At 50.6% G+C, this 24,855-nt stretch carries 22 protein-coding genes; 4 read left to right on the plus strand and 18 right to left on the minus strand.

Annotated elements, in window-relative coordinates; all coding sequences use genetic code 11:
* Positions 1-74: 74 nt before the first annotated feature.
* The 6 genes from EYB31_RS24985 to EYB31_RS25010 form a co-directional block, all read right to left on the minus strand.
* Positions 75-1,394 (minus strand): ABC transporter substrate-binding protein, encoded by a 1,320-nt coding sequence (locus EYB31_RS24985; RefSeq protein ID WP_131016158.1) that lies wholly within the window; start codon positions 1,392-1,394, stop codon positions 75-77.
* A gap of 122 nt (positions 1,395-1,516) precedes the next feature.
* A complete protein-coding gene (locus EYB31_RS24990; protein ID WP_165452605.1) occupies positions 1,517-2,272 on the minus strand; it encodes a response regulator transcription factor in 756 nt (251 codons plus the stop codon).
* A complete protein-coding gene (locus EYB31_RS24995; RefSeq protein ID WP_165452606.1) occupies positions 2,269-4,011 on the minus strand; it encodes a sensor histidine kinase in 1,743 nt (580 codons plus the stop codon). Before EYB31_RS24995 ends, EYB31_RS24990 begins: the two co-directional genes overlap by 4 nt.
* Before the next feature lie 83 nt (positions 4,012-4,094).
* Positions 4,095-4,835, minus strand: coding sequence for a GntR family transcriptional regulator (locus EYB31_RS25000; protein ID WP_338119991.1), 741 nt, complete (start codon positions 4,833-4,835; stop codon positions 4,095-4,097).
* 126 nt (positions 4,836-4,961) lie between these two features.
* Positions 4,962-6,677, minus strand: coding sequence for an assimilatory sulfite reductase (NADPH) hemoprotein subunit (gene cysI, locus EYB31_RS25005; RefSeq protein ID WP_131016162.1), 1,716 nt, complete (start codon positions 6,675-6,677; stop codon positions 4,962-4,964).
* A 36-nt stretch (positions 6,678-6,713) separates the two neighbouring features.
* On the minus strand, positions 6,714-8,543 hold the full coding sequence (locus tag EYB31_RS25010; RefSeq protein ID WP_131016163.1) for an assimilatory sulfite reductase (NADPH) flavoprotein subunit: 1,830 nt from the start codon (positions 8,541-8,543) through the stop codon (positions 6,714-6,716).
* A 234-nt stretch (positions 8,544-8,777) separates the two neighbouring features.
* Here EYB31_RS25010 and EYB31_RS25015 point away from each other — a divergent pair, with 234 nt between their 5' ends.
* The 3 genes from EYB31_RS25015 to EYB31_RS25025 are packed head-to-tail and all read left to right on the plus strand — an operon-like array spanning position 8,778 to position 12,317.
* The gene (locus EYB31_RS25015; RefSeq protein WP_131016164.1) at positions 8,778-10,115 is read left to right on the plus strand and encodes a spore germination protein; all 1,338 of its coding nucleotides are present in this window, start codon (positions 8,778-8,780) and stop codon (positions 10,113-10,115) included.
* A 7-nt stretch (positions 10,116-10,122) separates the two neighbouring features.
* Complete coding sequence (locus EYB31_RS25020) at positions 10,123-11,232, plus strand: hypothetical protein (protein ID WP_131016165.1); 1,110 nt, start codon at positions 10,123-10,125, stop codon at positions 11,230-11,232.
* On the plus strand, positions 11,223-12,317 hold the full coding sequence (locus EYB31_RS25025) for a Ger(x)C family spore germination protein (RefSeq protein ID WP_131016166.1): 1,095 nt from the start codon (positions 11,223-11,225) through the stop codon (positions 12,315-12,317). Before EYB31_RS25020 ends, EYB31_RS25025 begins: the two co-directional genes overlap by 10 nt.
* Positions 12,318-12,504: 187 nt before the next feature.
* Here EYB31_RS25025 and EYB31_RS25030 read toward each other — a convergent pair whose 3' ends face one another.
* The 5 genes from EYB31_RS25030 to EYB31_RS25050 form a co-directional block, all read right to left on the minus strand.
* Positions 12,505-13,173: a SanA/YdcF family protein gene (locus EYB31_RS25030; protein WP_240762824.1), complete on the minus strand. Its 669-nt coding sequence runs from the start codon at positions 13,171-13,173 to the stop codon at positions 12,505-12,507.
* Positions 13,174-13,387: 214 nt separating this feature from the next.
* Positions 13,388-13,879, minus strand: a complete 492-nt coding sequence (locus EYB31_RS25035) for a CcdC protein domain-containing protein (protein ID WP_131016167.1) — start codon at positions 13,877-13,879, stop codon at positions 13,388-13,390.
* Between the two features lie 75 nt (positions 13,880-13,954).
* Positions 13,955-14,644 carry a hypothetical protein gene (locus EYB31_RS25040; RefSeq protein WP_131016168.1) on the minus strand — a complete coding sequence of 230 codons (690 nt, stop codon included), beginning with the start codon at positions 14,642-14,644 and terminating at the stop codon, positions 13,955-13,957.
* The gene (locus EYB31_RS25045; protein WP_131016169.1) at positions 14,641-15,537 is read right to left on the minus strand and encodes an ABC transporter ATP-binding protein; all 897 of its coding nucleotides are present in this window, start codon (positions 15,535-15,537) and stop codon (positions 14,641-14,643) included. Before EYB31_RS25045 ends, EYB31_RS25040 begins: the two co-directional genes overlap by 4 nt.
* A complete protein-coding gene (locus tag EYB31_RS25050) occupies positions 15,534-15,893 on the minus strand; it encodes a GntR family transcriptional regulator (protein ID WP_420819472.1) in 360 nt (119 codons plus the stop codon). Before EYB31_RS25050 ends, EYB31_RS25045 begins: the two co-directional genes overlap by 4 nt.
* Before the next feature lie 326 nt (positions 15,894-16,219).
* Here EYB31_RS25050 and EYB31_RS25055 point away from each other — a divergent pair, with 326 nt between their 5' ends.
* Positions 16,220-16,762, plus strand: a complete 543-nt coding sequence (locus EYB31_RS25055; RefSeq protein WP_131016171.1) for a Crp/Fnr family transcriptional regulator — start codon at positions 16,220-16,222, stop codon at positions 16,760-16,762.
* Here EYB31_RS25055 and hmpA read toward each other — a convergent pair.
* The 7 genes from hmpA to EYB31_RS25090 form a co-directional block, all read right to left on the minus strand.
* Positions 16,708-17,943 (minus strand): NO-inducible flavohemoprotein, encoded by a 1,236-nt coding sequence (gene hmpA / locus EYB31_RS25060; protein WP_131016172.1) that lies wholly within the window; start codon positions 17,941-17,943, stop codon positions 16,708-16,710. The genes EYB31_RS25055 and hmpA overlap by 55 nt on opposite strands.
* A gap of 120 nt (positions 17,944-18,063) precedes the next feature.
* Positions 18,064-19,104 (minus strand): FecCD family ABC transporter permease, encoded by a 1,041-nt coding sequence (locus EYB31_RS25065; protein WP_131016173.1) that lies wholly within the window; start codon positions 19,102-19,104, stop codon positions 18,064-18,066.
* Positions 19,101-20,126 carry a FecCD family ABC transporter permease gene (locus EYB31_RS25070; protein ID WP_240762826.1) on the minus strand — a complete coding sequence of 342 codons (1,026 nt, stop codon included), beginning with the start codon at positions 20,124-20,126 and terminating at the stop codon, positions 19,101-19,103. Before EYB31_RS25070 ends, EYB31_RS25065 begins: the two co-directional genes overlap by 4 nt.
* Before the next feature lie 16 nt (positions 20,127-20,142).
* Positions 20,143-21,117 (minus strand): ABC transporter substrate-binding protein, encoded by a 975-nt coding sequence (locus EYB31_RS25075; RefSeq protein WP_131016174.1) that lies wholly within the window; start codon positions 21,115-21,117, stop codon positions 20,143-20,145.
* A gap of 145 nt (positions 21,118-21,262) precedes the next feature.
* Complete coding sequence (locus EYB31_RS25080) at positions 21,263-22,894, minus strand: helix-turn-helix domain-containing protein (RefSeq protein ID WP_240762828.1); 1,632 nt, start codon at positions 22,892-22,894, stop codon at positions 21,263-21,265.
* A gap of 108 nt (positions 22,895-23,002) precedes the next feature.
* Complete coding sequence (locus EYB31_RS25085) at positions 23,003-23,794, minus strand: IucA/IucC family C-terminal-domain containing protein (RefSeq protein ID WP_131016275.1); 792 nt, start codon at positions 23,792-23,794, stop codon at positions 23,003-23,005.
* A gap of 130 nt (positions 23,795-23,924) precedes the next feature.
* On the minus strand, positions 23,925-24,851 hold the full coding sequence (locus EYB31_RS25090; RefSeq protein WP_131016175.1) for a hypothetical protein: 927 nt from the start codon (positions 24,849-24,851) through the stop codon (positions 23,925-23,927).
* Positions 24,852-24,855 lie beyond the last annotated feature (4 nt).

Genomic DNA, 24,855 nt, shown 5'->3' on the forward strand with positions numbered 1-24,855 from the left:
TCCTTTCGTTGGAGCCGGCCTCGCCGCATCTTGCTTCCCGCCGCGAAACCGGCCATTATGTCCACCGAATCAGATTATTTCAGCAATGGGGTAATTTCTTTGTCCATACGGTTTAAGATGTCCTTCACGGAGTCGCTTTGCGTATAAAGACTATCGATATTAGTCTGAATCTTCGATTCGATTTGCTGCCAATTCGGGTGCAGGTGGCTTACCCGCGAATTCGGAAGCTTATCCAGAATCGAAGCCCTTACTCCTTCTGGTGTCGGCGAAGCCGCCGCTTTCAGGAACGCATCCGACTCCTGCACGGATTTCCGGCTTGGCGGCAGCAGCTTAATGGCATAAGTCATCGACTCTTTATTCGTCAGAAATTTCAACAGTTCCGTTGCTTCCTTAGGATGCTTCGTATCGCTGAATACGGCATATGCCGAAGTGCCAACTTCCACCGGGGCGTCCTTTTTCGGCCCGACCGGCAGCGGCGCAATATCCCATTCGAAGTTTTTAATGTCCGCCGCTTTGCGCACATAGCTGTATTTATCACGGTAAATGGCGATATTTCCGGACTCGAAAGCGGTCTGATCCCCAGGTTTGGGATGAATTTTATCTTTAAATATCATGTCTTGATATACTTGCAGCGCTTTCTCCCCTTCAGGCGAGTTCAGCAAAAACTTCGTGCCGTTATTTTCAATAATGTCAGCGCCGTAAGCCCATATTTGGTTCACCAGGATGTCGTACCAATTGTTCCATTCCTTGACCAGCTTGAGACCGTATACGCCCTTGGCCGGATCGGACAGCTTTTTGGCTACGTCCAAGTATTGATCGTAATCCCACTTTCCTTCCTTATACAGCTCCAGCGGGTTTTTCAAGCCTTTTTCCTTAAACATCGTTTTATTGAAAAACAATACGGAAGGAGCCGCATTAAAGGAAACGCCGTACAGCTTCCCATCTTTTCTCATATAATCCAGCGTTGACGGGTATATGTCTTTGATGTTGTAATCGGCATCTTTTTCAATGCTCGACACATCAAGCAGCTGGTTGGAATTCATAAACTGCGGAATCATTCTCGACGCCATCCATCCGATATCGGGTCCCGATTTGGAAGCCAGCATAATCGACAACTTCTGCTGGTATTCCGTAAACGGGATCAAAATGACTTCAACACTGACATTTGGGTTGGTTTGACGGAATTTTTCAATCATTTCTTCCAATGTTTTTTTGTAAAGATCGTCGCCCCATAAACTCAGCTTTAATTTTACGGGTTCCTTTTTTTCCGCTGCTTTTGATTCCGTATTACCGCTAGTGGCCGCTGGGGCTCCTGGGGCTCCCCCTCCGCAGCCTGCCGCCAGCAATGACGTGATCAGCAGTGTGGAAACCAATTTCGGGACTTTCCTTTTCATGTTTTTTTGCAACTCCCTCTCACTATGTTTAGTTGAGTACGCTTACAGATCTATTGTACCGAATGAAATCTTTCCGCATCATTGCTTGGATTCGAGAAATAGTGCGGTTTATTTCGGTATTTTTAATATTCTGCAGCGCGCCGGTAGTCGCTTGGTGTCATCCCGTTTAATTTTTTATAGGTAAGCATGAAATGGCGGACATCCTGATAGCCGCATAACTCGGCGATTTCATATATTTTCAAATGTGTTTCCTTCAGAAGCCGCCTCGCTTTACGCATCCGTGTTTCAGTCACGTATTCCGTAAACGTTTGACCCGTTTTGGCTTTAAACAATGCGGAAATATACTGATAATTCAAGTGAAAATGCTCGGAAATATACTGCAAAGAGATATCCTGATCGAGCCGGTTTTGAACGTACTGCTGGATTTTGTTGACGACAGGATGTTCCTCGGTCAAAGCGGCATCGGCGGATTTCTCAGAATGACGGCTTTCTCCCCGTTCTCCCCGCTGCTGCGATTCTTTGATCTTTTCCAGAATTTGCACAAGCTCCATCCAATCAATCGGCTTCAGCAAATAATCGATGACGTCGTATTTCAGCGCCTGCTTGGCATATTGAAATTCACCGTAACCGCTAATGATGACAATAGGTATGTGAGGGTGGCTTTCCCTAACTTTTCGGATCAGCTCCATACCGTCCATTTGCGGCATACAAATATCCGTTATGATCATTTCCGGTAAATCCTTCTTCAGAATATCCAATGCCTCCACGCCGTTGGCCGCTTCATAAGTTATCCGCCAGCCGCCCAACGCGGTTTCAATGCATTTCTTCAACCCTTTGCGGATCGATGCTTCGTCTTCAACCAACAATATGGTGCTCATTCTATTTCCTCCAAACGTACAGGCAATTGAATCATAAACCGGCTGCCTATATCCGAATCTTGATCGATGAAAAGACCGAATTGCGGTCCATAAAGAAGTTTGATCCGCTGGTTGACATTCCATAAGGCGTTGCCTTTAATCGGGCCGCCAAACGACTCTTTTTTCCCCTGCTGCGGGTTAGCGGGTAAACCGATTCTTTGGATCAACTCCAGCTTTTTCTCAGCGCTCATGCCAACTCCATCATCACTAACGGCAATATACAGGGTTCCGTCCTCCTGATATATATTCAAATCAATACAACCCGGCTGCTGGCGAATCCCATGTTGGACGGCATTTTCCACAAGCGGCTGAATAATCAGCTTTGGGATGATGCTGGTTTTCAAGATCGGATCAACGTGCATCCGCCAAATCAATCCCGCGCCAATGCGGGTCGCACAAATTTTCATATATGCTTCCAAAAACCGCAGCTCTTCGTTTAGCGGAACAAACATCACCTTATTGTTGACGGTATACCGAATTAACTTACCCAACGAAGAAACAACACCGGATATTTCGAAATGGCTTTGTTCCAACGCCATCATATTGATGTTTTCCAGCGTATTGTACAAAAAATGAGGGTTCATTTGGCTTTGCAGCGCCGACAATTCGGCTTCCCGTTCCCTCAGCCCGATTTCCAGGTTTTCCTTGATCAATCGTTCAATTTCGGTGACCATCGAATTAAATCCGTTCATTAAATCGCCGATTTCATCCTTTGAGCGAATTTCGATACGTTCCCCGAACAAGCCGATTTGAATTTTCTTCATCTTGAACTGGAGGTGCTTGATCGGCTTGATGAGATTTCTGGCGCCAAAGTAGGCCAATAAGTAAGCAATGAGGAGGGCAATCACCGAAATAAGCAGCGTATACTCGAATAAAACTTGGGCATTTTTACGCAAGTCGCTAACCGGAATGAGTCCTATGATGTTTAAAGTTTCGTCGCTGGATTCCCGCAGTACGGACAGATAGGTTTCCCCTTGAAGATCGATTAAACCGTTGTCGCGCAAATCGGCGGGCAACGTAAAATCAACAGCCTTATTGGGGTAAAAGATATCGCCGTTATGGTTGGTAATAAGCAGCTTGCTGTTTTTGCTGAACGTTACGCTTTCCAAATTACCAAAAATCAGGCTGGAGTTGATATCGATCGTTGCAACCGCCAGCGGGCGAAGCGTATAAGGTTCTCTAAGCAGCCGGGCTACGGAGAATACACGCGCTTTTCGGATGCTGTAGTAGTTGATTTCGTAAGGAGGAATAATTACGAATTCCCCGTCCTCCGCTACCACCCTTTTCAGCCAAGGATGTTCCTCATACAGCCAGTGGTCGGACTGTTTTTCATCCGCGCTTCCAAAAATGCTGCCGTCCATCGCTAATATTCGGATTCCGACAATCTCCGGTTTTTCGAAAGATAACGACGAAATAAACAGATTCATTTTTGATTTTTCGGCGGCGCTCGTATAAATGGAAGATTGATAAGGTCCGCTATGATTCCGCAATATTTCCATTACGTTCGTATCGTACAAAGCAACCGTTGTTAATTTCGCGTAATCATATATGCTGCGGTTTAGATGAATGTTCATTTGTTCCATGATTTGATGTGAGTAAGCACGTGCGCTTTGCTCGGCACTGTTTATATAGGCGATGTAGATCGTTATCACGCCCAGCAGCAGCGGCACGGTAGCGATGATCGCCAAAGTCATAAACATTTTGGAGCGTAAATTTATCCGGGCAGGCTGAACCTTGCTTGAATTTGCAGTATGTTTAATTCGATGATGTATTGGCATATGGATTACCGCTTGAATTCAGCTTTGCTCTTCATATTCGTCAGCAGATCTGCTTTCGCCTTTTGCACATGTTGATCTGCAATCACCGAAGCCGCATTTCCGTCACGGTTTTTAAGCGCATTCACAAGCAAGCGGTGATCCTCTATAATGTCTTCGATTCGCTTCTCACTAAATCCAAAGGTATTGCGCAAGCTGACAATCAATCCCCAATGCCGGTTAATAATTTCAACGGCTTCCGGATTTTGCGGGAGTTCGTTAATCGCCTTATGAAACTGCAAATTATATGCCAGCGCCTCCTCCATATCGCCGCTGCTTGCGCATCGTTCGTATTCCAATTGCAAATGTTCGATCTTGTCCATAACCGGCCCGGTTAAAACTTCAACCGCTTTACGGACAAGCATCGCTTCTATTGCGGCTCTCACATCGTACATATTGGAAACAAAACGGTCGTCAACCTTGCGGACGCTAGCTCCCTTTTGCGGCAGCAATGTGACCAGGCCTTCTCCTTGCAGCTGCTGCAGCGCCTCACGAATCGGCATTTGACTGACGCCGTACCGGTTGGACAAGTCTACGATGCGCAGCCTCGTGCCGGGTTCGAAAAGGCCTTTTAAAATATCCGACCTCAAGCGGTCTCTTACTCGCGAATATGTCGTGTCGTTGATCGCTTCACCATGATATGTAAACAGAGAAACACGTCCTTTCGTTAATATGAAATGGGATATATTAGCGGATGTTTTTAATATTATCGATTATATCAAATATATAATATTAAAAATACCAAAATATGATACCTTTACTGAAATGAAAAAAGAAACGCATCTTCAGGGATGCGCTTCTTTCATCATTGCGAATTTAATTAACGGTATTAATTTTTACAAATGGAAATCTTGACCGGAGCGGACTTCCTTCACATATCCGGCGCGGATCGTGTAATCGCCGAAATGCTCGCCTTCGCGGCGGTCTTTGGCATATTGGGTAAGAATCGGCTTCAGCGATTCTAGAATTTCGGTTTCTCCGATATTTTCTTTGTACAGCTTATTCAAGCGGTTGCCGGCGAATCCGCCGCCCAAATACATGTTATATTTGCCGGGCGCCTTGCCGATAAACGCCAGTTCAGCCAACATCGGCCGGGCGCAACCGTTCGGGCAGCCGGTCATGCGGATGACGATATCGTCTTCGCGCAATCCCGCCTCATCGAGCATCGGTTCGATTTTGTCCAGCAGCTCGGGCAAATAACGCTCCGCTTCGGCCATTGCCATACCACATGTCGGCAAGGCTACGCAAGCCATGGAGTTTCTTTGCAAAGCCGTGTGGCGAACTCCGTCGGAAAGACCGTATTCTTTAATCAATTCTTCAATCTTTTTCTTCTTCTGGCTGCTTACATTGGCGATCACCAAATTTTGATTTGGCGTCAGTCTGAAATCGCCGTTATGAATTTTGGCAACCTCTCTGAGTCCGGTCATGAGAAGATAACCGTCTTCATCTTTGATCCGGCCGTTTTGAATAAACATCGTGTAATGCCATTTGCTGTTGCTGCCCTTTACCCAGCCGTAGCGATCCCCGTTATGTTCAAAATAATAAGGACGCGCTTCCTCGAGCTTCCAGCCCAGACGGTTCGTCAGTTCGCCGATAAACCAGTCGATGCCGCGGTCGTCAATCGTATATTTGAAACGCGCATGCTTGCGCACTGCACGATCGCCGTAATCCCGCTGAATCGTCACGGTTTTCTCCGCCACATCCACGACTTGTTCCGGGGTGCAGAAGCCGATTACTTGCGCAACCTGCGGGTAAGTCAGCGTATCGCCGTGGGTCATCCCCATTCCGCCGCCGACACAGACGTTAAAACCTTTCAAACGGCCGTCTTCGACAATCGCGATGAGACCGAGATCTTGGGAAAATACGTCGACATCATTAGAAGGAGGCACGGCCACACCGATTTTAAATTTACGCGGCAAATATACTTTGCCGTAAATCGGCTCCTGCTCTTCGCTGCTGTCGACAATCTTCTCTCCGTCAAGCCAAATTTCATGATACGCTCTTGTCTGCGGATCGAGATGGCTGCTGATTTTGCTGGCCCATTCGTATACTGCGGAATGAACCTCGGATTGATACGGGTTCGGATTGCACATCACGTTGCGGTTGACGTCGCCGCAAGCGGCGAGCGTGCTGAGCAGCGCGTCGTTAACTTCGCGAATCGTCTTTTTCATGTTCCACTTCAGCACGCCGTGCAGTTGGAACGACTGGCGGGTCGTCAGCCGAATCGTTTTATTGGCGTATTTCTGCGCGATACGGTCCATCATCAACCATTGATCCGGTGTGACGACGCCACCCGCCGCGCGCACGCGCAGCATAAACTGATAAGCCGGCTCAAGCTTCTGCTTATGGCGTTCGTTGCGCAGGTCCCTGTCATCCTGCATATAACTTCCGTGGAATTTCATCAGCCGGTTCTCGTCCTCGGGAATGGAGGCCGTAATGGCGTCCTCCAGCACTTCTGCAAGAGTTCCCCGAAGGTAATTGGTTCTGCGTTTAATATCCTCTACGTCACTATGCGGCGCACTGTTCGGCGATAGTAAATTGTTGTCTGACATCCTGCTTTCTCCTCTCGAAATCTCCGGGAATCTTTCTTAGTACACGTCCCGTTGATACCGTTTTTGCTGTTGCATGCGAGTCAAATATTCCGCAGCTTCGTCGGAGCTGAAGCCGCCTTCCTGCTCAAGGATCGCCAGCAGCGTTTCATGAACGTCGTGCGCCATCTTTTTCTCATCGCCGCAAACGTAAATGCTGGCGCCCTCTTGCAGCCATTGATAAAGCTCCTTGCTTTTCTCAAGCATCCGGTGCTGAACATATATTTTCTTATCCGTATCACGGGAGAACGCGACATCCATTCTTGTCAGCACGCCCGCCTTCAACCAGCGCTGCCAATCGATCTGATAAAGAAAATCGGTTGTGAAATGCTGGTCCCCGTAGAATAACCAAGTCTTTCCTTCCGCTCCGGTCTCTTCCCGCTCTCCCAGGAACGCCCGGAAAGGAGCAACCCCGGTGCCAGGTCCGATCATGATGATCGGCGTATCCGAATTGTCAGGCAGCTTGAAGTTCGGGTTGTTCTGAATATACACAGGCAGCTTGTCGCCAATCTGCAGCCGTTCGGCGAGCTGTACGGAGCATACGCCGTAACGTTCGCGCCCATGCGCTTCGTAACGCACCGCACGAACCGTAACGTGCACTTCGTCCGGCGAAGCTTTCGAGCTGCTGGCGATCGAATACAAGCGGGCCGGCAGCTTTCTTAAGATAGGCAAAAATTGTCCCGCCGACACGCCTTGGAAAGAATAATCTTGTACGAGGTCAAGCAGATCCCGATCTTTAATGTAATCTTTAAGCTCTTGTTCATGACCGGCCGATACAAGTTCTTGCAGCTCGCTGCTAGAACTGAGTTTTGCCGCCTGCTCCAGCAGCGGTTTGGTCAGAACGGTAATTTCATAGTAGCGAAGCAGCGCGTCTTGCACGGTACGAACATCGCCGTTTTTGTTAATCGTTACTTGTTCGTCGGCTTTCCATCCCGTCGCGGCAATCAGCTCGCTGACAAGGCGGGGATGATTTTCCGGACAAATGCCCAGGCAATCCCCCGGTTCATATTGAAGATTGGAGCCTTCCAGCGACAATTCGACATGGCGTGTTTCCCGGTCCGAACCACGTCCGTTCAAGTTCAGATTCTCCAATACTTCAGCCTCGAACGGATTCGTTCTGGAATATTCCGATTCCGCTGCCGCTCCGCTTGCGGCGGCCGCGCCGGCTTGGCCGGCGTTTGATGCAGCGCCCGAAGTTTCTCCGAGAGCGCTGAGCACACTACCCATCCATTCAGCGGCGGACTCGTCAAAATCCACATCGCAGTCGACCCGCGGCGCAATCCGCTTGCCGCCGAGTTCTTCCAAGCGCTGGTCAAAATCTTTGCCCGTCTTGCAGAAAAACTCATACGATGTGTCGCCAAGCGCCAATACGGAGAACCGCAGCTCTTCGAGCTTAGGCGCTCTTTTGCTATGAAGAAATTCGTAGAACGGCAGCGCGTTATCGGGCGGATCTCCTTCGCCGTGAGTGCTCACCACAACAAGCAGGTTCTGCACCTTCTTCAACCCGTTTGTTTTGAAATCGCTCATGGACGAAAGCGTGACCTGAAATCCTTGCTCTTCCAGCTTCTTCGTCATCTTTTTCGCCAAACCTTGGCTTTTGCCGGTCTGCGAACCGAATAATATGGTAACTTCCTTGGACACCGCCGCCACGTTGGCGGCTGCAACCGCTACAGGCGCCGCGCCGGGCACAACCGCTGCATTCGTACCTTGAAATGCCGCTATATATCCGCTCAGCCAAATTCGCTGCATGTCCGATAGTGTAGGCAGAAGGCGATTCAGCAAATCGACTTGCTCTTGATTAAAAGGACTGTTTGTCACTTGAAGTTCCAACAATATCCACCCCATATGGCATTTAATTTAATTCCCAGTATACGTATCTAATTAATTTTTTTCATTATATTGACCCTATCACAGCTGGTGCGGTTGGTCAATTAGAATCAGCTTATAAGATTAATAAGTTTATCTTATAATTGTATGCCGCCGCTGTATCCGATCCGGCTCGTGCATGGGTTGGCTGTATCAGGGACATCATAAAAATGGAAAACAAGGATCTCGGAGGTAGGTATGATCGAACAAATCCGCGCAGAGCTGCATAATCCTTCCGATTTTTTCGGCGATACCCTTGATAACGGCTACCTGCAAATGGAGCTGTGTTACTTTCCCTCCCTCTGCGATCAGACGTTGATCAAAGACGGCTTGCTTGTGCCGTTTTCTTACCGGTTCCACCCTGACGAGTTCGAGCGGCTGATTTCCTCGAACCCCGATTTTGGCCAAGCCGATCGCCCCGAAGAATGGTCCAAGCTGCTGCTGAAAGGATTTGTGCTTTTCAAAATCGACGACCAGGTATACAGCTATGAGGTGCAGCGAAAATTCCAGCAAAAACCCGATACCGTTCAAATCGAAGCCGCCCTGCAAGGTCCGCAAACTGCGTTTACGGAAGATTTGGACCTGAACATCGGCCTTGTCCGCTTGCGCTATAACGAACCTTCCTTATGTGTAGAACAACACGTGATCGGAGAAATCTCCAAAACGCGGGTTACTGTGCTCTACGATGCAAACCTCGTCAACCGGGAGGTTCTAGGTCTGTTGAACGAACGACTCAACCGGGACGAGATGAAAACGCTGCGCGCAGCCGGCCAGCTTCTGCAAGCGATCTCCGGAGTGAGACACAGACTTTTTCCGATAGTGCTCCAGACGGAAAGACCCGATCGCATGGCAACGATGCTCGAACGGGGGAAAGTCGCTCTGCTGCAGGACGGGAGCCGTTTCGGCCTTATTCTTCCGGTGCGCCTTTTCGATTTTATGCACGCTATGGACGATGATTACGAGTCGTTCTGGATGAGCAAGGTACTGCTTGTGCTGCGGTATTTCGCCATGTCCTTTACGATTATGCTTCCGGCTTTTTATATCGCTATAGTTTCTTATAACCCGGAAGTACTGCGCGTTCAATTGACACTCTCCATAGCCGGGAGCCGGGTGGTTGTTCCTTATCCTTCTTTTATAGAGGTAATCATCATGCTGTTTATGATCGAAGCGCTGATCGAAGCGAGTCTCCGGCTGCCCCGATATATCGGTTCAACAGCGACGACGGTAGGCGGTTTGATTCTTGGTCAATCGATTCAGCAGGCCGGGCTGGTCAGCAGCATTATGATCATCGTCACGTCGGTTGTCGCCATATCCAATTTCGTTATCCCGAACAACGGATTCGGGTATTCCATACGATTTATCAAATATATTTTTGTGCTGATTTCCATGTTCTACGGCCTGATCGGGATCGTTGTATTATTTTTTGCCTTAATCGTGTACTGGTGTAATCTCCGCAGCTTCGGACAGCCTTATTTGACGCTGTACATCCCGAAGCAGGAAGCGCAAATGCACCATCCCGGAAAAAAAGGAGGGTAGCCGGCAAATGTTTCGTTATACGTATTATCATGTGCTGTACGTCGGATTGATCAATATTATGATGTTTGTCCCTTCCATCCTGATTCGGGAACGCTTCACCGGTGCGATATTAGGCATGCTGATCGCCATCGTCATCGGCAGCGTGATGGCGCTGTCCATGATGGTTTGCTTCGAACATTTTCCGGGATTGGGGCTGCCCGAAATTTGCGATCTATATTTGCCCAAATGGCTGACCACCTTCAACTGCCTGCTAGCCTCCATTTTTATATGGCTTCCTGCCGGTGTTATTGTCGTTTATTCGTATTCCGAGACAATCCGCATGTTTTTTTATCCGGATATGAACCCTTATATGAATTTGCTGCTTATGGCCGGCGCCGCAGCTTGGGCGAGCAGCCGATCTACCCGTACCGTCCAATTTATTAATGAGATCACAACAATCGTCAGTTCGCCCGTTATTTTTATTATTTTAATGAAAGCTATTTTCGGTCCAAATCTGAATTGGGATGCTATTCGTTACGTTTCCGGATACATTAAAGAGCCGCCGTCGTTTTTAACCGTAGCTTCGGCCACCTTCCTGTTTTCCGGTTATATGAGCCTCACCATCTTCAACCGCCTCCACACGGAAGGATTCAAGTTCCGTTTTCGCTGGCTGGTTCCCTTGTTTGGCACGTTATTTTTGAGCGTCACCTTTTTTGTCCCCATTGGCTTTCACGGAACGGTCGGCGTGGAGAAATTCGTTTATTTGTGGAGCATGACGGCGGATTCGATGGTTCTGGAATATGGCTTCATCAACCGGGTACTGTACGTCTTTTTGCTTATTTTTACCGGGTTGTCGCTGTTATTTGTGATGAATACGTGGCACATCTCCATTCTGCTCATCAGGTATGCGCTTAACCGTTCGGTCACGGTTGAAGAAGTGCCCGTACCGCAAATCAATATCTGGCTTGCGCTTGCGGCCGGAGTGATCTCGTTTGCTTACATGTTTGCCATCAATATGGAACGCAATGAAATCGTTTCAACCGTCTGGCTGGTGGCAAGATTTTTTATGGAAATCGTCTTTCTTACCTTGATGTTGTATTTCGCCTGGAGAAGAAAGAAGGAAAAAGCATGCGTTTAACCACGCTTTGGAAACTCGCGTTCCTATTATGCTGCTGCACACTGCTAGGGAGCTGCGGATTCAAGGATATTGACAAGCGGTTTTTCGTAGTGGCCATGGGCGTGGACGCAACCGGCAAAAAAGACAAACCGTATTTGGTCACGCTGCGCCTCGCCATCCCCACTTCCAAAATAGGAGAAGGTTTGGCCGAAAGCCAAATCGAGCAGCTGGAATCGGAAAGCATCGCGGAAGCGGTCAGGAATCTCAAGTCGCATGTCGACAAAGAGATTGATTTTGGCCAATGCCGGGTGTTTCTACTTGGAGAACGCCTGGTCGAGCATTCGCTGACCGAAACGATGAATTGGCTGGGCAGAAGACGGGACATCCAGCTTGTATCTTATTTGGCCGAAGCGCGTCCTAACGCCCACACCGTGCTGCGCGGCAAACCTACGACCGAGAGACTGGCCGGGAACGCTTTTTTTCTAACCTTCGGCAAAGAAGGGACGGTCTCTCCTTATACGGTCACCGAATTTCTATTCGACAGCTTTCGCCGCTTCAAGGAAAAAGGGCTCGATCCTTATTTGCCCGTTATCAGCTTTGACGGCGATTCCTACGTAGTCGAACATCTGAGGCTTTTGAACAAAAACCAGGGACTGCTGACGCTTGATCCAAAGGAAACCCAGCTGTACAATCTGTCGGCCAATGCGTTTGCACGTTCGGGTGTCGGCATTCGTTATAAAGGAAAACAACTGGCGTTTTACATTTCGCATGCATCCAGAACCGTCTCCATCTCCAAAGGCGATGCGCCCACAGTACATCTGAAGCTCAAGCTCGCCGGGTTGATCGAGCAAAGCCCGGTTACGCTGATGAATCAATTTCTCCCCGATGTGCAGAAAAAACTCGAAGATCATGTAAATCAGACAACCGAGCAATTGCTGTACAAAATCCGCGATGCCGGTGTCGACCCGTACGGTTTCGGCCTGCATTACCTGGCGCAATATTTCGGCAGCGAAGAAGATTGGCGGCACTGGCAGACGGTGTATCCGGATCTGAAGTTCGAAGTGGAAACGCATATCAAAATCGAAAATACGGGGCTGATCCGCTAGCATCGGCAAAAAAGAGCCAGGCTGCTGGAGGCCGCTGAAAAAGCGAAAGCCGACACTTCTCCACAATCATTTCGCTCACTTCGCTGCTTTTTCAGTGGCCTTGGCTGCGCGGCTGCCCTTTCGTTAGATCTGCAGCAAGCGCCAAAAACCTGTCATCGCCGATAACAGGCTTCCGTCCGCATTGGTTTTACTTATCATTGGTCAACGTCCCGCTTGTGGTGACGGGAATGGCTTCGCCCAAAAATTTCGGCTGCGGTTTGGTCACATTCACATTGATAAAATCTTTGGAGCGGGCCAACATTTCCCTAGCCTTGTATTTGATCATCACATTGCCGTAATCTTGTTTATCGGCGGCTACCCCGTACGCTTCGAGACCCATCTTTCTGGCCAAATATACGGCTCTGCTTAAATGATATTGCTGCGTGACGATAATGAGCTTATGTACTTTGAAAATGTCCCGCGCTCTATACATGCTTTGGTACGTATTAAAGCCGGCATGATCCATAAACACATCGTCATCGCGAAATTGTTGTTTCATTAAATATTGCTTCATCGTATTGACTTCGTCATAATCTGTTCTGCCGTGATCGCCGCTCACGATAATTTTAGCGGATTTGCCTTCGCGGGAAATATCAATTGCGGTTTCCAAGCGGTCCCGCAGCATCGTGGACACGTTCCCGTTCGGATAAACAAATGCGCCTAACACCATAATTGCGTCTGCTTCAGGCACCTCGCCGGCACTCATTATATATGGATTTGCGTAAGATCTTACTTGGTAGTCGACGGCAAACAAGAGCACTACCCCTGCAAGCATCATTCCGACAGCTGCAAACATCCGTTTTTTGTATCGTTTCAACAGCGGTACCTCTCACCTGTAATTTTTTAAGGCTCGTCCGTAGTTACTATTCTCGAAGACTTCCTCATTTCCCTTTATTCCCCCTCCTAATTATGCATAGTTATGCAAAAAAAGCGAACCCGCGGGAACATGCCGCCGGAATCGCTTTTTAAGTAGAAGCTATTGCGCCGCGCCTTACCTTCAGATACGAAGCAGCTTATCGGCCCGGCTGTCTTCAGCCGGTGCTGACTTGCCGGAACTTGATAAAGCTGCCCACACGCCAGACGCAAATGTACAAATAAGCCATGACCATCGTTAATACGGTGAACTCCGTATAATCGAGGCCTTTGAAATATTGCGACAAGGCAAGCCGGAATACAACGACAGCAATAATAACGTATTTGAAGTTTTTGTTGCGTTTCGCATAAATCAGCCCGTCTTCGCGTTTTTCATAACCGGTGTGGTACAGCATAATGCTGCCTAACACGACGCCAAGAACGCCAGCGCAAAGCAGTTCCCAAAGTGCCGGCAGGTGAAACGGATGGCCGGGTATATGCGCAAGCGAATTGATCGAGAAGCCAAAAATAACAAGCAACAGCACGACGGGAGTCAGCATGCCAAGTCCTTTATTGCGAATCGGCTTGCCTTGTCTTCTGCTTCTCAGCCATATGACCAATCCGATGACAACGGCAATGATAACGACTTGAATGACCGCTTGAGTTGTCATGAATCTAACCTCCTGTGAATCGGTTATTGTGCGAATGCCAAAGCTTTATTATACGGTTCGGCGGACAATACGGCATTACGATTGTACCGTCGCTCTGCGCAGCAAAACGTACGACACCGTCCCGTATAGCACAACCGCCAGCACGGAATACCATGCGATTTGTATCATGTGCGCTTTACACCAGAGCCCGATTCCGATCCACCATTGGTAATGTGTGATCAGAAGCGACATGCCGCTGAATATGACCAAAAGCGCTGTGAAAAAAACGTAAAGCCCCGCTCTCCCATACCGGCGGAATATGCTGGATACGGTGATGCCAAAAAAATGCAAATGGAGCAACACGGCCATATAGATGCCGAAACGGCCGAGCACACTAAAGTTTTCAATCCAGGCAAGGTTGAAGAAATGCATGTTGACGCCCCAACCGGTTGTCGCACTTTCTACAAGCGAGAACAGGCACAACACCACTGCCGAGACCGCATTGGTGATGACCGCAGCCATTGCCGTTCCGAGAAAAAAGTCTTTTCTCCGCACGCTCATGCCCAGGGCAAAAGGAAACGTCTGCGCAAAATGAATGGCGCCCAGTATGGCGATCGATATGAATATAGACATCAATCCCCCGGTATAAAACGGCTCTTGGTTATTGATCAAATAGCTGATAAACAGGTTGACTGCAAAGCTGGAAAGCAGAATCAGCCAGGGGATGTAAAATGATGTCCATCTGTCTCTTAAGCGCATTCTGACAATGCTTTGAACACGATTCATCGGGTATCTTCCGCCTTTCTTTCCCATTTGCCGTTGGTGAGATAAACGATCAGCTGCTGTAAGGAAACTTGGGCTAATTCCAGTCCGAAATCTTCGGCCCGCCCTCGTTCCTCGTCGCTTAATTTGCCCATGATCGTGGCCGATACGAGCGCTCCGAACGGTTCCCGGGATATCGTCTGTTTATCCGCTATAAAAGACTGGACTGCAGAAGCGAGACCCGCCACGGTAATCGCCTGCCCGCGCAATATCTCCGCTTCCTCGTCGATGATCAGCTTCCCTTTATCGATCACAAGAACGTGTTCCAAAATCCGGCTCACTTCGTCAATCAGATGTGTGGACAAAATAACCGTCCGCGGATGTTCTGCATAATCGGCAATCAGCCGGTCGTAGAACACACCTCTCGCCACCGCATCGAGTCCCAAATAAGGCTCGTCGAACATCGTCAGCGGCGCGCGGCTGGCTAACCCGATAACAATGCCTACAGAAGAAAGGTTGCCTCTGGATAGCCGTTTTATTCTTCGCGTCAGCGGGAGTTGAAAATCCTCGACCAACGTGCGGGCAAATGCCTCATCCCAATTCGGAAAAACCGAAGCCGCAAAGTCAAGCGCATCCGCAACACGAAAATGGTCCGGGTACTTCTGCCCTTCTTTAATGAAACAAATTTGGTTAAGCACATAATTGTTCTCGTAAGGCGTTTCTCCGAATACCGCCACTTCACCGCTCGTAGCAAACAGCTGCGCTGTAATCATATGCATGATCGTTGTTTTGCCGGCGCCGTTTCTTCCGAGCAGTCCGTATATTTTACCCGGCTGTATGTTAAAACTGACTTTATCGACAGCAGTGAAGCTGCCATACGATTTGCTCAATTCGCGGACTTCAACCACATTTCTCATGAGGGCTGATCCCCTTTCTTGATCATCTCAGTTAACTGCTCCCGGGTAATCCCAAGCTTACCGGCCTCACGGATCATCGTGACGACATACTGCTCATAAAACCGTAGTTTTCGCTTTTCCAGCAAAACCACTCGCGCTCCTGCAGAGACAAACATGCCAATCCCTCGCTTTTTGTATAAAATCCCTTGATCCACCAGTTGATTGACGCCTTTGGCCGCGGTTGCCGGATTGATTTGGTAAAATGCCGCAAATTGGTTGGTTGAAGGTACCTGCGTTTCTTCAGGCAATCTCCCTTCGACAATATCGTCTTCGATCCGTTCGGCGATTTGCATAAATATCGGACGGCTGTCGTCCATCGTGGGTCCCATAACTCAAGTCACCATCTCTCCACTACCACACTGGTTAATTACTCATGTAACTAACTATATAAGTGACGATACCATTTGTCAATGGCCTCCTGTAGGAAAAAACGCCGGCTGCTCCGATAAGGCCACCGAAAAAGCAGCGGAGTGAGCGAAATCATGCTGGAGAAACGCCAGCGTTCGCTTATTCAGTGGCCTCGCTCCGATTCGGGCGTATTCAGCTTCATTGTTCAACAGGCAACGAAACGTTATAATGTAATGCGAGACAAAAAAAGCGATCCTCGATATATTCGAAGACCGCTTTTCAACCCGGAGGTTATATGATTTTACATAAAGGCGAAACGTTATTTCATCAAGGCCAGACAGGCCCGCTCTACCACTTGAAAAGCGGGCTGCTCAAAATCGTTCGCCTTCATCGGGATGGTACCCCTGTGCTGATGAACGTTATTGTGCCCAATGAAATGATACCACATCATTCCTTAATCAGTCCGAACGCTTATTTCGGGACGGCCATCGCCCTTGTCACCTGCGAGATTGATGTGCTTCCCGCCGCGCAGTGGTACCGCGAGCTCGCGGACACCCCCGACAAATGCCGGGAGATCGCCTTGCTGCTTCAAGAAAAATTAAGGATGATGCAGCAGCGGATCGATCAGCTGACGGAAACGTCTCCTGCGGAGAGGCTGCGGCGGCTTCAAGTATGGCTGCAATCCCATGTCCCGGCCGAAACGGTCACAAGTGTGTTCACACAGGACGAAATCGGCCAATTCATCGGTTTGCGCCGCGAAACGGTCAACCGCTTGCTGCGGGCTCAGCGAACCGCCGGTTCCTGCTCCAGCACGCCGGCCGGTCCGAAAAATTCATAATGGACGTCCGAGGCGGGAACGCCCCAATCTTTTAAAATACGATAAACGGCGCTCATAAAAGGGACAGGCCCGCAAAAATAATAAGTGCAATTTTGTTCGCCGACAATTGACTTCAGCCAGTTCGAATCGATATACCCCATCTTATCAAAAGCGAGATTCGCCCGATCCTGCTCGCTTGGCCGCTCATAACACCAGTACGCCGACACTTGCGGATACCGTGCTGCGAGCTCCTCGACTTCCTGCCTGAGCGCATGCATGTTTCCGTTTTGCGCGGCATGTACAAACGCGACTTGTCTTTTGGGCGATATTTCGGCCAATGTTTTCAGCATGCTGACCAGCGGCGTCAAGCCGACTCCCCCGCTAATCAGCACGACCGGCCGCGAATCCTGCTGCGCCAAAGTAAAGTCCCCGGCGGGCGCCGAAATATGCAGCTCGTCCCCTTCGTTTACCGCTTCGTGCAAATAAACGGAAACTTTGCCGGCGGGACGATCCTGCAGTGCATCTTCCCTTTTGACCGATATCCGGTAATACGGTTTGCCCGGCGCATCGGACAAGCTGTACTGCCGAATGTGCGTATAAGTTTCACCCGGGATTTCCAGTCTTACACTGATATATTGCCCAGGTTGGAACTCCGCTAAGCGTCCTTCGTCTTGCGGAACCAAATAAAATGACGTGATAACATCGCTTTCCTTCACTTTTTTCGCCACTTTAAAGCGTCTGTATCCTTCCCATCCGCCTTCCTGGGTAGCCGCCTGATCGTACATCTGCGCTTCGACGCTGATGAAGGCGTCGGCGATGACACCGTATGCCTCGGCCCAAGCCTGAAGAATCTCATCCGTTGCGGCATCTCCCAAAACGTCTTTGATCGCGGCTAGCAACGTTTGCCCGACAATCGGATAATGCTCCGCTTTGATGCCAAGACTTCTATGTTTATGGCCGATTTGTTTGACAACCGGCAAAATGTTCTCCAATTTATCGATGTGCAGCGCCGCGGCATACACCGCATTGGCCAAAGCGGCCTGCTGCCTGCCCTGCTTCTGATTCGCATGATTAAAAATGTTGAGCAATTCCGGATGGCTGCTGAACAACTTTTCGTAAAACCGTTTCGTGATTGCCGTTCCGTGAACTTCAAGAACAGGCACTGTCGACTTAATAATTTGGATTGTTTTTTCGTTTAGCATCGATTGTTCCACCCCTGTGCGTTTGTGATGCACTCATTATATAATGGGGCCGGTAACGCTCCTTGTGATTCCACTCACATCGAAATGCAACGTTCTGTGACAAAGAAACCGCCTCCGGCATTAGCGGTTGCGGTTTTTGTACAGCAAATAAATAAAAAACGGGGCGCCGATGCCGGCCGTAAATACGCCGGCGGGAATGTCGTGCGGCAGAAACAACGTTCGCGCCACGGTATCGGCAGCAACGGCGAGCAGGCTGCCAAGCAAGGCCACCACCGGGATGACCGCGGCAAATGAAGCGCCGGCAAGCTTCCGCGCCATATGCGGAGCAATCAGGCCGATAAAGCCGATCGCGCCGGCAACGGCGACAGCCGAACCGGCCAGCGCCACGCTGAGAATGAGCAGCAGGCAGCGCTGGCGCTGAACCGCGGCGCCGAGCCCTTGGGCCACATCGTCTCCCAGTTCCTGAACGGATACGTTTCTGGCGCACACAAAAGCAAGCGGGATACATATGGCCACCCACGGCAGCAGAGCAAGCACCTGCGCCCAAGAAGCGCCGTAAACGCTGCCCGTCAGCCAAATATAAGCTTGACCGGCCGCTTTGATCGGGCTGAGCATAATCATAAACGTCGTTGCGGCGCTCGTAATCGCCGAAATCCCGATGCCGACGAGCACAAGGCGTATAGGCGTCACCCCTTGGCGCCACGCCAGCGCGTAAATCAGGACGGCGATTGCGCCCGCTCCGATAAATGCAGCGACAGGAAGCCATGTAATGCTTACTTTTCCCGAGAAATAAGCGATAAATGCAACGGCCGCGCAAGCTGCTCCTCCGGTGATGCCCATAATATCCGGCGAAGCCAGCGGATTGCGGATCGTCCCTTGGAGAATCGCTCCGGAAACGCCCATCGCCGCGCCGACCAGCGCGGCTACGATAATGCGCGGAAGCCGAAGCACGCCGACGATCAGCCATTGCTCCGCCGTTCCGTATCCGGCCGCCGTTTTGAACACATCCAGCGGCGAGATCAATTTATTGCCAAGGCCGGCGCCGATCAGCATAACGGCGGCGGTCAGGAGCAACAGCAGCACGATGAGCAGCAGCGTACCGCTTTTGGCGTGAAAAGAAAGGCGGCCCGTTTTGCTGCGGAAAACGATACTCCGCATCATGCCGTTCCCCCTTTCGAACGAAGTCCTTTGCGGGCCATATAAATGAAAAACGGCGCGCCGACTAAAGCCGTCATCACACCGATCGGCACTTCCGCGGGCATAATGACAAACCGCGCGGCCAGATCGGCGAGCAGCAGCAACACCGCCCCAAGGATGGCGCTGAACGGAATCACCCAGCGGTAATCCGCGCCGACTAGAAAGCGGGCGATGTGCGGGATGACAAGGCCGACAAAACCGATCGCGCCGGCTACGGCAACCGAACTTCCGGCTAATAAGACGATGGCTAGAGCGGCCGCCAATTTCACCAGCATCGTTCGTTGCCCCAGCCCTTTAGCCACTTCTTCGCCCGATGCAAGCAGGTTGACCGGCCTGGCCAGCAGCAGCGCCATGACGCCGGCCAGCAGCATGTACGGCAGCACCGGCGCAAGCATGTCAAGATCTCTGCCGGCTACCGAACCGGCCATCCAGAACAGCACATCCTGCAAGCGGGTCTCGTTAAGCACCAGCATACCGTGGGTAAACGACGAAAAAAAAGCCGTCATCGCCGCGCCGCTGAGCACGATTTTCAGCGGAGTCAAGCCGTCCCGGCCCATGGAACCAAGCGCATACACGGTTAAAGCGGCCACAGCCGCCCCGGCAAAGGCGATCCAGATCATCGAGGTCAACGTCGTGATATGAAACAAAGCCAAAGCCAATACAACAAAAAATACAGCGCCCGCGTTAATCCCGAAAATGCCGGGAGAAGCCAGCGGATTCCGGGTCAGCGCTTGCATCAGCGCGCCGGAAACCGCCAGATTGGCCCCAACCAGCATGGCTACGATAGCTCGAGGAAGCCGGGTCGTCTGGATGATCACCTGTTCGGTGGACGAGGCGTCATAATGAATAAACGATTGGATGGCGGCAGCGAACCCGGTATGGTTCGCCCCCAACACGATGCTTAACATAAAGCAAACCGCAAGCATACAGCAGCCGGCCGCCAAACCCGTCACTTTAGAAGGCGTTTGGCGCAACAATGGAATCACAGATGTCCTCCTCCGCTCATTTCAAGTCGTAATAACGGTACAGGTCTTCGAGCATCTTGGCAGCCGCGATCGGACCGGACCCGTTGTTCCATGTCGCCGAATCGACCGGAAACACCTTGCCGGTTTTTACAGCCCGCAAATTTTTCCATAACGGATGACTGGTCCATGCCAAGCGCAAATCCATCCGGCCGTCGCTCCGCGAGGTGCTGGTTTGGTCGAAGATGATGTCCGCGTCCATCTGCGGAATATTTTCTTTGGAGGTCAGCTTGATTCCCCACTCTTCCCCCTTCTGATTCATCGGCCGCGACACGCCAAGCTCATCAAGCACCAGCGCCGAAAACCCGGTGTACACAATCCGCGCATGATCGGGGCGGAAGTCGACAATCGCCACCTCCATCTTCAGCTTGTCTCCCATTTTCTTTTTGAAATCGTCCACCTTCATCTGCCAGTCGGCCAAAAAACGCTGCTCTTCCGGTTTCTTGTTCATCGCTTCCGCGGACAGTGAAAGCGCCGCCTTCCAGAAATAGACGTCTTCGTCCATCACCGTCGGGGCGATTGCGGATAGCTGATCGTATATTTTCTCGTCGCGCGATTTGGAGCCGATAATCAGATCCGGCTTTAAGGCGATAATCGCCTCGAGATTCGGCTGATTTTCCGATCCGAGATTGGTTACGCCTTGCATACGGTCCCGTATGTAGTTGTACCACGGCTGTTCGATCCATGCCTCGACCGCTCCGACCGGCTTGACGCCAAGTTGCAGGGCGGCGTCCGTGGCCGCCTGGTACAACGTCACTACCCGCTCCGGCGTGCCTTTGATTTGGGTGACTCCCATCGCGTGTTTGACTTCCCTGACATCTTGGGCCGCAGCTTCCGGCGCCTTCTTGCCTGCCTCTGCCGCCGCTCCTTGTGTGGCCCCGCCGCAGCCGGCAGTAACCAGCATACCTGCAATGACCGCTGTTAGCGCATATATAGACGGCGCACGTCTGATCATGTCGTTCTCTCCTTTGTCCGGCTCTTCGATAAAATGATAATGATTTTCATTATTAATTATACAAAGGCCAAAGCGATTGAACATGGAGATTTGCGACCATTTTTTGCACGATTCCGTTATTCCGATTTCCGTTATGGCAGCCAAGTCACGATAACAACATCTGATGAGCCTTGTCCAAAATCAAATCATGCGTCAGCGCGTTATAACTTGTAAACAGATGTTTGCTGTCCACCATACAGTATACGCGGCCATTTCTGACCGCTTTTAAATGGCGCCAAGTTTGGTTTTCGTACAAACGAAGCGCTTCGCTGCGAATGAGCCGGTCCATCCGCGGCGACCCGTCATGCCGGAAACATGCAAGGACGATCCGGTCGGCATCATACATCTGCAGCTCCTCGGCATCGATTTCCCGATAATGCGTGATGTGGCGCACGCCCTCGGGGGCCGCAAGATGCAAGTCGCCGTACAGCACGGTGCCGATGTTGCGCTGTCCGAATACGCACAGCTGCTTGTCGCCGATGCCTAGAATAAGAATCGTTTCTCCCCCGATGCGGCTGCTTAACTGTTTTCGGATCGTTTCCGCTTTGTAATCGTAACGTTCCAGCCAATCCCGTGCTTCCTTTTCCTTGCCGACAATACCCGCGATCGTCTGCAGATGAATGCGCCAGCTTTGGAAAAAATCCAACGTCACGGTTGGCGCAATCTGATTGAACAATTTTTCCTTAGGGGATTTCTCCATATGGCGCGCACCCGACATCACGATTAAGTCGGGTTTAACCGACATCAATATTTCCAAATCCGGCTTGGAATCCCCGATCGCAATCGTGTTGTGCAAGCGGCCTGCGATCGGATACGCATCGTTCATGACAGCCGCATAAGGCTCGATACCGAGCGCCATCAAATCGCCTGTCGCCAAATGATTCAGCGAAGCGATTCGATCGGAATATTTCATTTTTTTGACGTAAGCCATCGGCGAACAGCCCAGCGCCGCCTTAAACTTCCTGCTGAAATAAAACTCGTCGCTGAACCCTACGCTTTGGGCGATGGAACGGAATGAATCGCTGGACTGCACCAGTCTTTGCTTGGCCTGATTAATCCGGATATCGGTCAAATATTCCATCGGGCTTTTGTGCACCTGTTTTTTGAACGACCGCGAGTAATAATCTGCGCTTAAACCGGCCAGCTCGGCCAGATCTTCCCGGGTGATGTGCGCCGCATAATGAAGCTCCATATGTTCCAGCGTGAGGGCGATCGCCTGCTGCAAATCGGTCTTTTCCTCATGTACGATCTGTTTGAACAACACACATATCATTTCTTGAAACAAAATATTCGCTTTCATCGTTTCCCAGCCGGAATGACTGCGGTTTTTGTGCTCCATCTCCTGAATTTTATCGAGAAAAAAAGGGAAATACGAGGTGGACAATGTATCCGGACATGCCAGCTCGGCCATTTCGAATTGGCCTTGACGTTCTGCGGCCTGAAGCGCATAAAAGCGCAAATAGTAGTAGTCAACCGCAATGTCGGGGCGAAGATGCAGCCTGACCGCCGCACCCGGAGACAACATGAATATGTGCTGGCGTTTGACTGCATAACTGCGCCCGTCGATTGCCAAATCGCCTTCGGCTTCTTTAAATACAAGCATGCCGTAACACGCTTTTTCGTGCTGAAACGGCATGTCCCAGGACTTGGCATGGTGAATGCTTTCTAATTTATATATGTATTCGGACAACCGCGCAGAAAGATTGGAATCGCTGCTCATCGGACCCGCCCTTTTCATGGAGAATATATGTACAAATGACCGGCACAAGGCCATTGCGTTATCTCCATGTTAACTGAAACGCGGCAAAAAATAAATCAATGGGCTGACCAACCCGGCTTAATTCATTTAACTATCAGAGCTATTCGCACGGGCTACAATTGGACATGCTGTGCAATAACCTTCGTCGTTTGGGATTTTATAATACAAGCAGCAGGTTTGGCGGATGCGTAAGGACGCGGTGCCCGATGAGCCCGCTTCATTTCCGCTGTAATATTTGGCAAGCGGGTTGTCCGTTTCTCCGAACAGCCGGCCCGGGGCGGTCATTGTCAAAAATTCGAAATCTTCCCTCATCCGCTGCCGCTGCTCGGGGTTGGCTTCAGCATCGATACGTTTCTCGTATAAGGAATAGATGCGTACAGCCGTGTTTTCCCATAAAATGGACATCGGTATTCGCGCCGTTTCGGACATGACCCGCCATAACACGGCAACATTTCCGGCGAACAGACGGCGGACGGTTTCGCTGCGCCATTCGTTGCGATCAAGCTCAGGCGCGGCTGCCCGCAGATCGGCTACATGCAGGCGGGGGGACCAAGAAGCGGCGGCGGACGACATGACCAAACTACAGCGGTCCAGCGACATATCGATGCTTTTATCGTACATCGTCATGGCATACATGCCGGCGGCGCCCGCCAAAAATGCATACCTCTTGGCAAACTGCGACGCGGTAACCGCTCTGGACGGCGAGCGGAGCTGATGTGTCAGCGCATCCAAATAAGAAACGCAGCTTTTGGGATCCCGCAGGCCGGCAAGCGCGACCCGCTCCTCCGGCGAATCCTGCGTTGGCGTCTGAACGGTCCAGCGAAACTGTTTGCTCATATATTCCAATTCAACTTCGGTTAACTCGTTTTGCGCTTCCATGAATACGGCCTCCTCCTGCCGGCTTTCTGCCGGCGGCGATGTTCATTATTCATGATACATAATCAACGGCGATTGACCATGGACATGAGCGGCGAATCCTTGGTTTTTTCCGACCACTGAAAAAACGCCGCTACGACATCGCAGCGACGTTAACCAGCCGATCAAGCCCAATCCCGCTAATCAGCAGCCTTTCTTTTTTACTGCCCAACAAGGTCTGTGTCCAATTAACAAAACCTCCGTCGCCAATGGCTTGGCTTTGCCCGCCTGCGGAAATCGTCAAAGTGAATTGAACGCCGTTGTAGTAGGCATTATCGGAGATCCCGGGAACCGATTCGATAGCCGTTGCCGGAGCCGCTTTCTCGCCATGCCGGACGATCGCCGCCGCCAAATCTTCAGGATTTTTGTATCCGCCTCTGAGCTGCAGCTTAACGCTCACATCGGTCTGCAGATGGGCTTGAAACAGCTCCTTGTACACAGCGATATGCTCCCAAAACGAACTCGCTTCAAATTCATAGGAACCTTTGTCTTTACCCGAGGTCACCATACAGAACAAGTGGAAATGCGGCAGCAGCCGGGGGTTATTCCCGAAATGCTGGGCTCTGACGACCCGATGTGTCGTACAAAACCGGATATCATCAGGATCGTTGCTCATTTGGCCGGACTTGAGCAAGCTGGCCATATGCAGTGCTAGGGCATTGGTCGGATCGGAGGCGATTTCCGTCCCCCTCAGCGCCGAAATCACCTTGTTCTGATCTACGGCGGCGACAACCGAGCAGGAACCCAGCGGAGCCGCAGGCGATAATTGCAGCGGAGTGAACTTGTTCGCACCGGCAATGGACAATGCTAGAAGCTCCAGTTTTTTTAACGCGACCGGATCAAGGGAAGCCGGCCGCACAAAACGGTTGAGATCGTACCGTTTCAGAAGCTCACTTGCCTTTGTCCTCTGGATTTTTTCCTGAAATACGTCAAGCAGCAGCGTGTTTAAGTCGGATCCGGACATATCCGCCAAAAACCGCTTCACGGCTTGCAGGTCGGCATCAGCCTCTGACCATTTCATACAA

The sequence above is a fragment of the Paenibacillus thalictri genome, from assembly GCF_004307995.1.
Classification (GTDB): domain Bacteria; phylum Bacillota; class Bacilli; order Paenibacillales; family NBRC-103111; genus Paenibacillus_AF; species Paenibacillus_AF thalictri.

Bases quoted from the DNA above. Each gene is read 5' to 3' on its own strand.
- EYB31_RS25090 (WP_131016175.1), bottom strand. From the start codon at position 24,851: ATGAAATGGTCAGAGGCTGATGCCGACCTGCAAGCCGTGAAGCGGTTT.
- EYB31_RS25035 (WP_131016167.1), bottom strand. From the start codon at position 13,879: ATGACAACTCAAGCGGTCATTCAAGTCGTTATCATTGCCGTTGTCATC.
- EYB31_RS25015 (WP_131016164.1), top strand. From the start codon at position 8,778: ATGATCGAACAAATCCGCGCAGAGCTGCATAATCCTTCCGATTTTTTC.
- hmpA (WP_131016172.1), bottom strand. From the start codon at position 17,943: ATGCTAAACGAAAAAACAATCCAAATTATTAAGTCGACAGTGCCTGTT.
- EYB31_RS25085 (WP_131016275.1), bottom strand. From the start codon at position 23,794: ATGGAAGCGCAAAACGAGTTAACCGAAGTTGAATTGGAATATATGAGC.
- cysI (WP_131016162.1), bottom strand. From the start codon at position 6,677: ATGTCAGACAACAATTTACTATCGCCGAACAGTGCGCCGCATAGTGAC.
- EYB31_RS24985 (WP_131016158.1), bottom strand. From the start codon at position 1,394: ATGAAAAGGAAAGTCCCGAAATTGGTTTCCACACTGCTGATCACGTCA.
- EYB31_RS25055 (WP_131016171.1), top strand. From the start codon at position 16,220: ATGATTTTACATAAAGGCGAAACGTTATTTCATCAAGGCCAGACAGGC.
- EYB31_RS25075 (WP_131016174.1), bottom strand. From the start codon at position 21,117: ATGATCAGACGTGCGCCGTCTATATATGCGCTAACAGCGGTCATTGCA.
- EYB31_RS25050 (WP_420819472.1), bottom strand. From the start codon at position 15,893: ATGGACGACAGCCGTCCGATATTTATGCAAATCGCCGAACGGATCGAA.
- EYB31_RS25040 (WP_131016168.1), bottom strand. From the start codon at position 14,644: ATGAATCGTGTTCAAAGCATTGTCAGAATGCGCTTAAGAGACAGATGG.
- EYB31_RS25080 (WP_240762828.1), bottom strand. From the start codon at position 22,894: ATGAAAAGGGCGGGTCCGATGAGCAGCGATTCCAATCTTTCTGCGCGG.
- EYB31_RS25020 (WP_131016165.1), top strand. From the start codon at position 10,123: ATGTTTCGTTATACGTATTATCATGTGCTGTACGTCGGATTGATCAAT.
- EYB31_RS24990 (WP_165452605.1), bottom strand. From the start codon at position 2,272: ATGAGCACCATATTGTTGGTTGAAGACGAAGCATCGATCCGCAAAGGG.
- EYB31_RS25065 (WP_131016173.1), bottom strand. From the start codon at position 19,104: ATGATGCGGAGTATCGTTTTCCGCAGCAAAACGGGCCGCCTTTCTTTT.
- EYB31_RS24995 (WP_165452606.1), bottom strand. From the start codon at position 4,011: ATGTTTATGACTTTGGCGATCATCGCTACCGTGCCGCTGCTGCTGGGC.
- EYB31_RS25025 (WP_131016166.1), top strand. From the start codon at position 11,223: ATGCGTTTAACCACGCTTTGGAAACTCGCGTTCCTATTATGCTGCTGC.
- EYB31_RS25045 (WP_131016169.1), bottom strand. From the start codon at position 15,537: ATGAGAAATGTGGTTGAAGTCCGCGAATTGAGCAAATCGTATGGCAGC.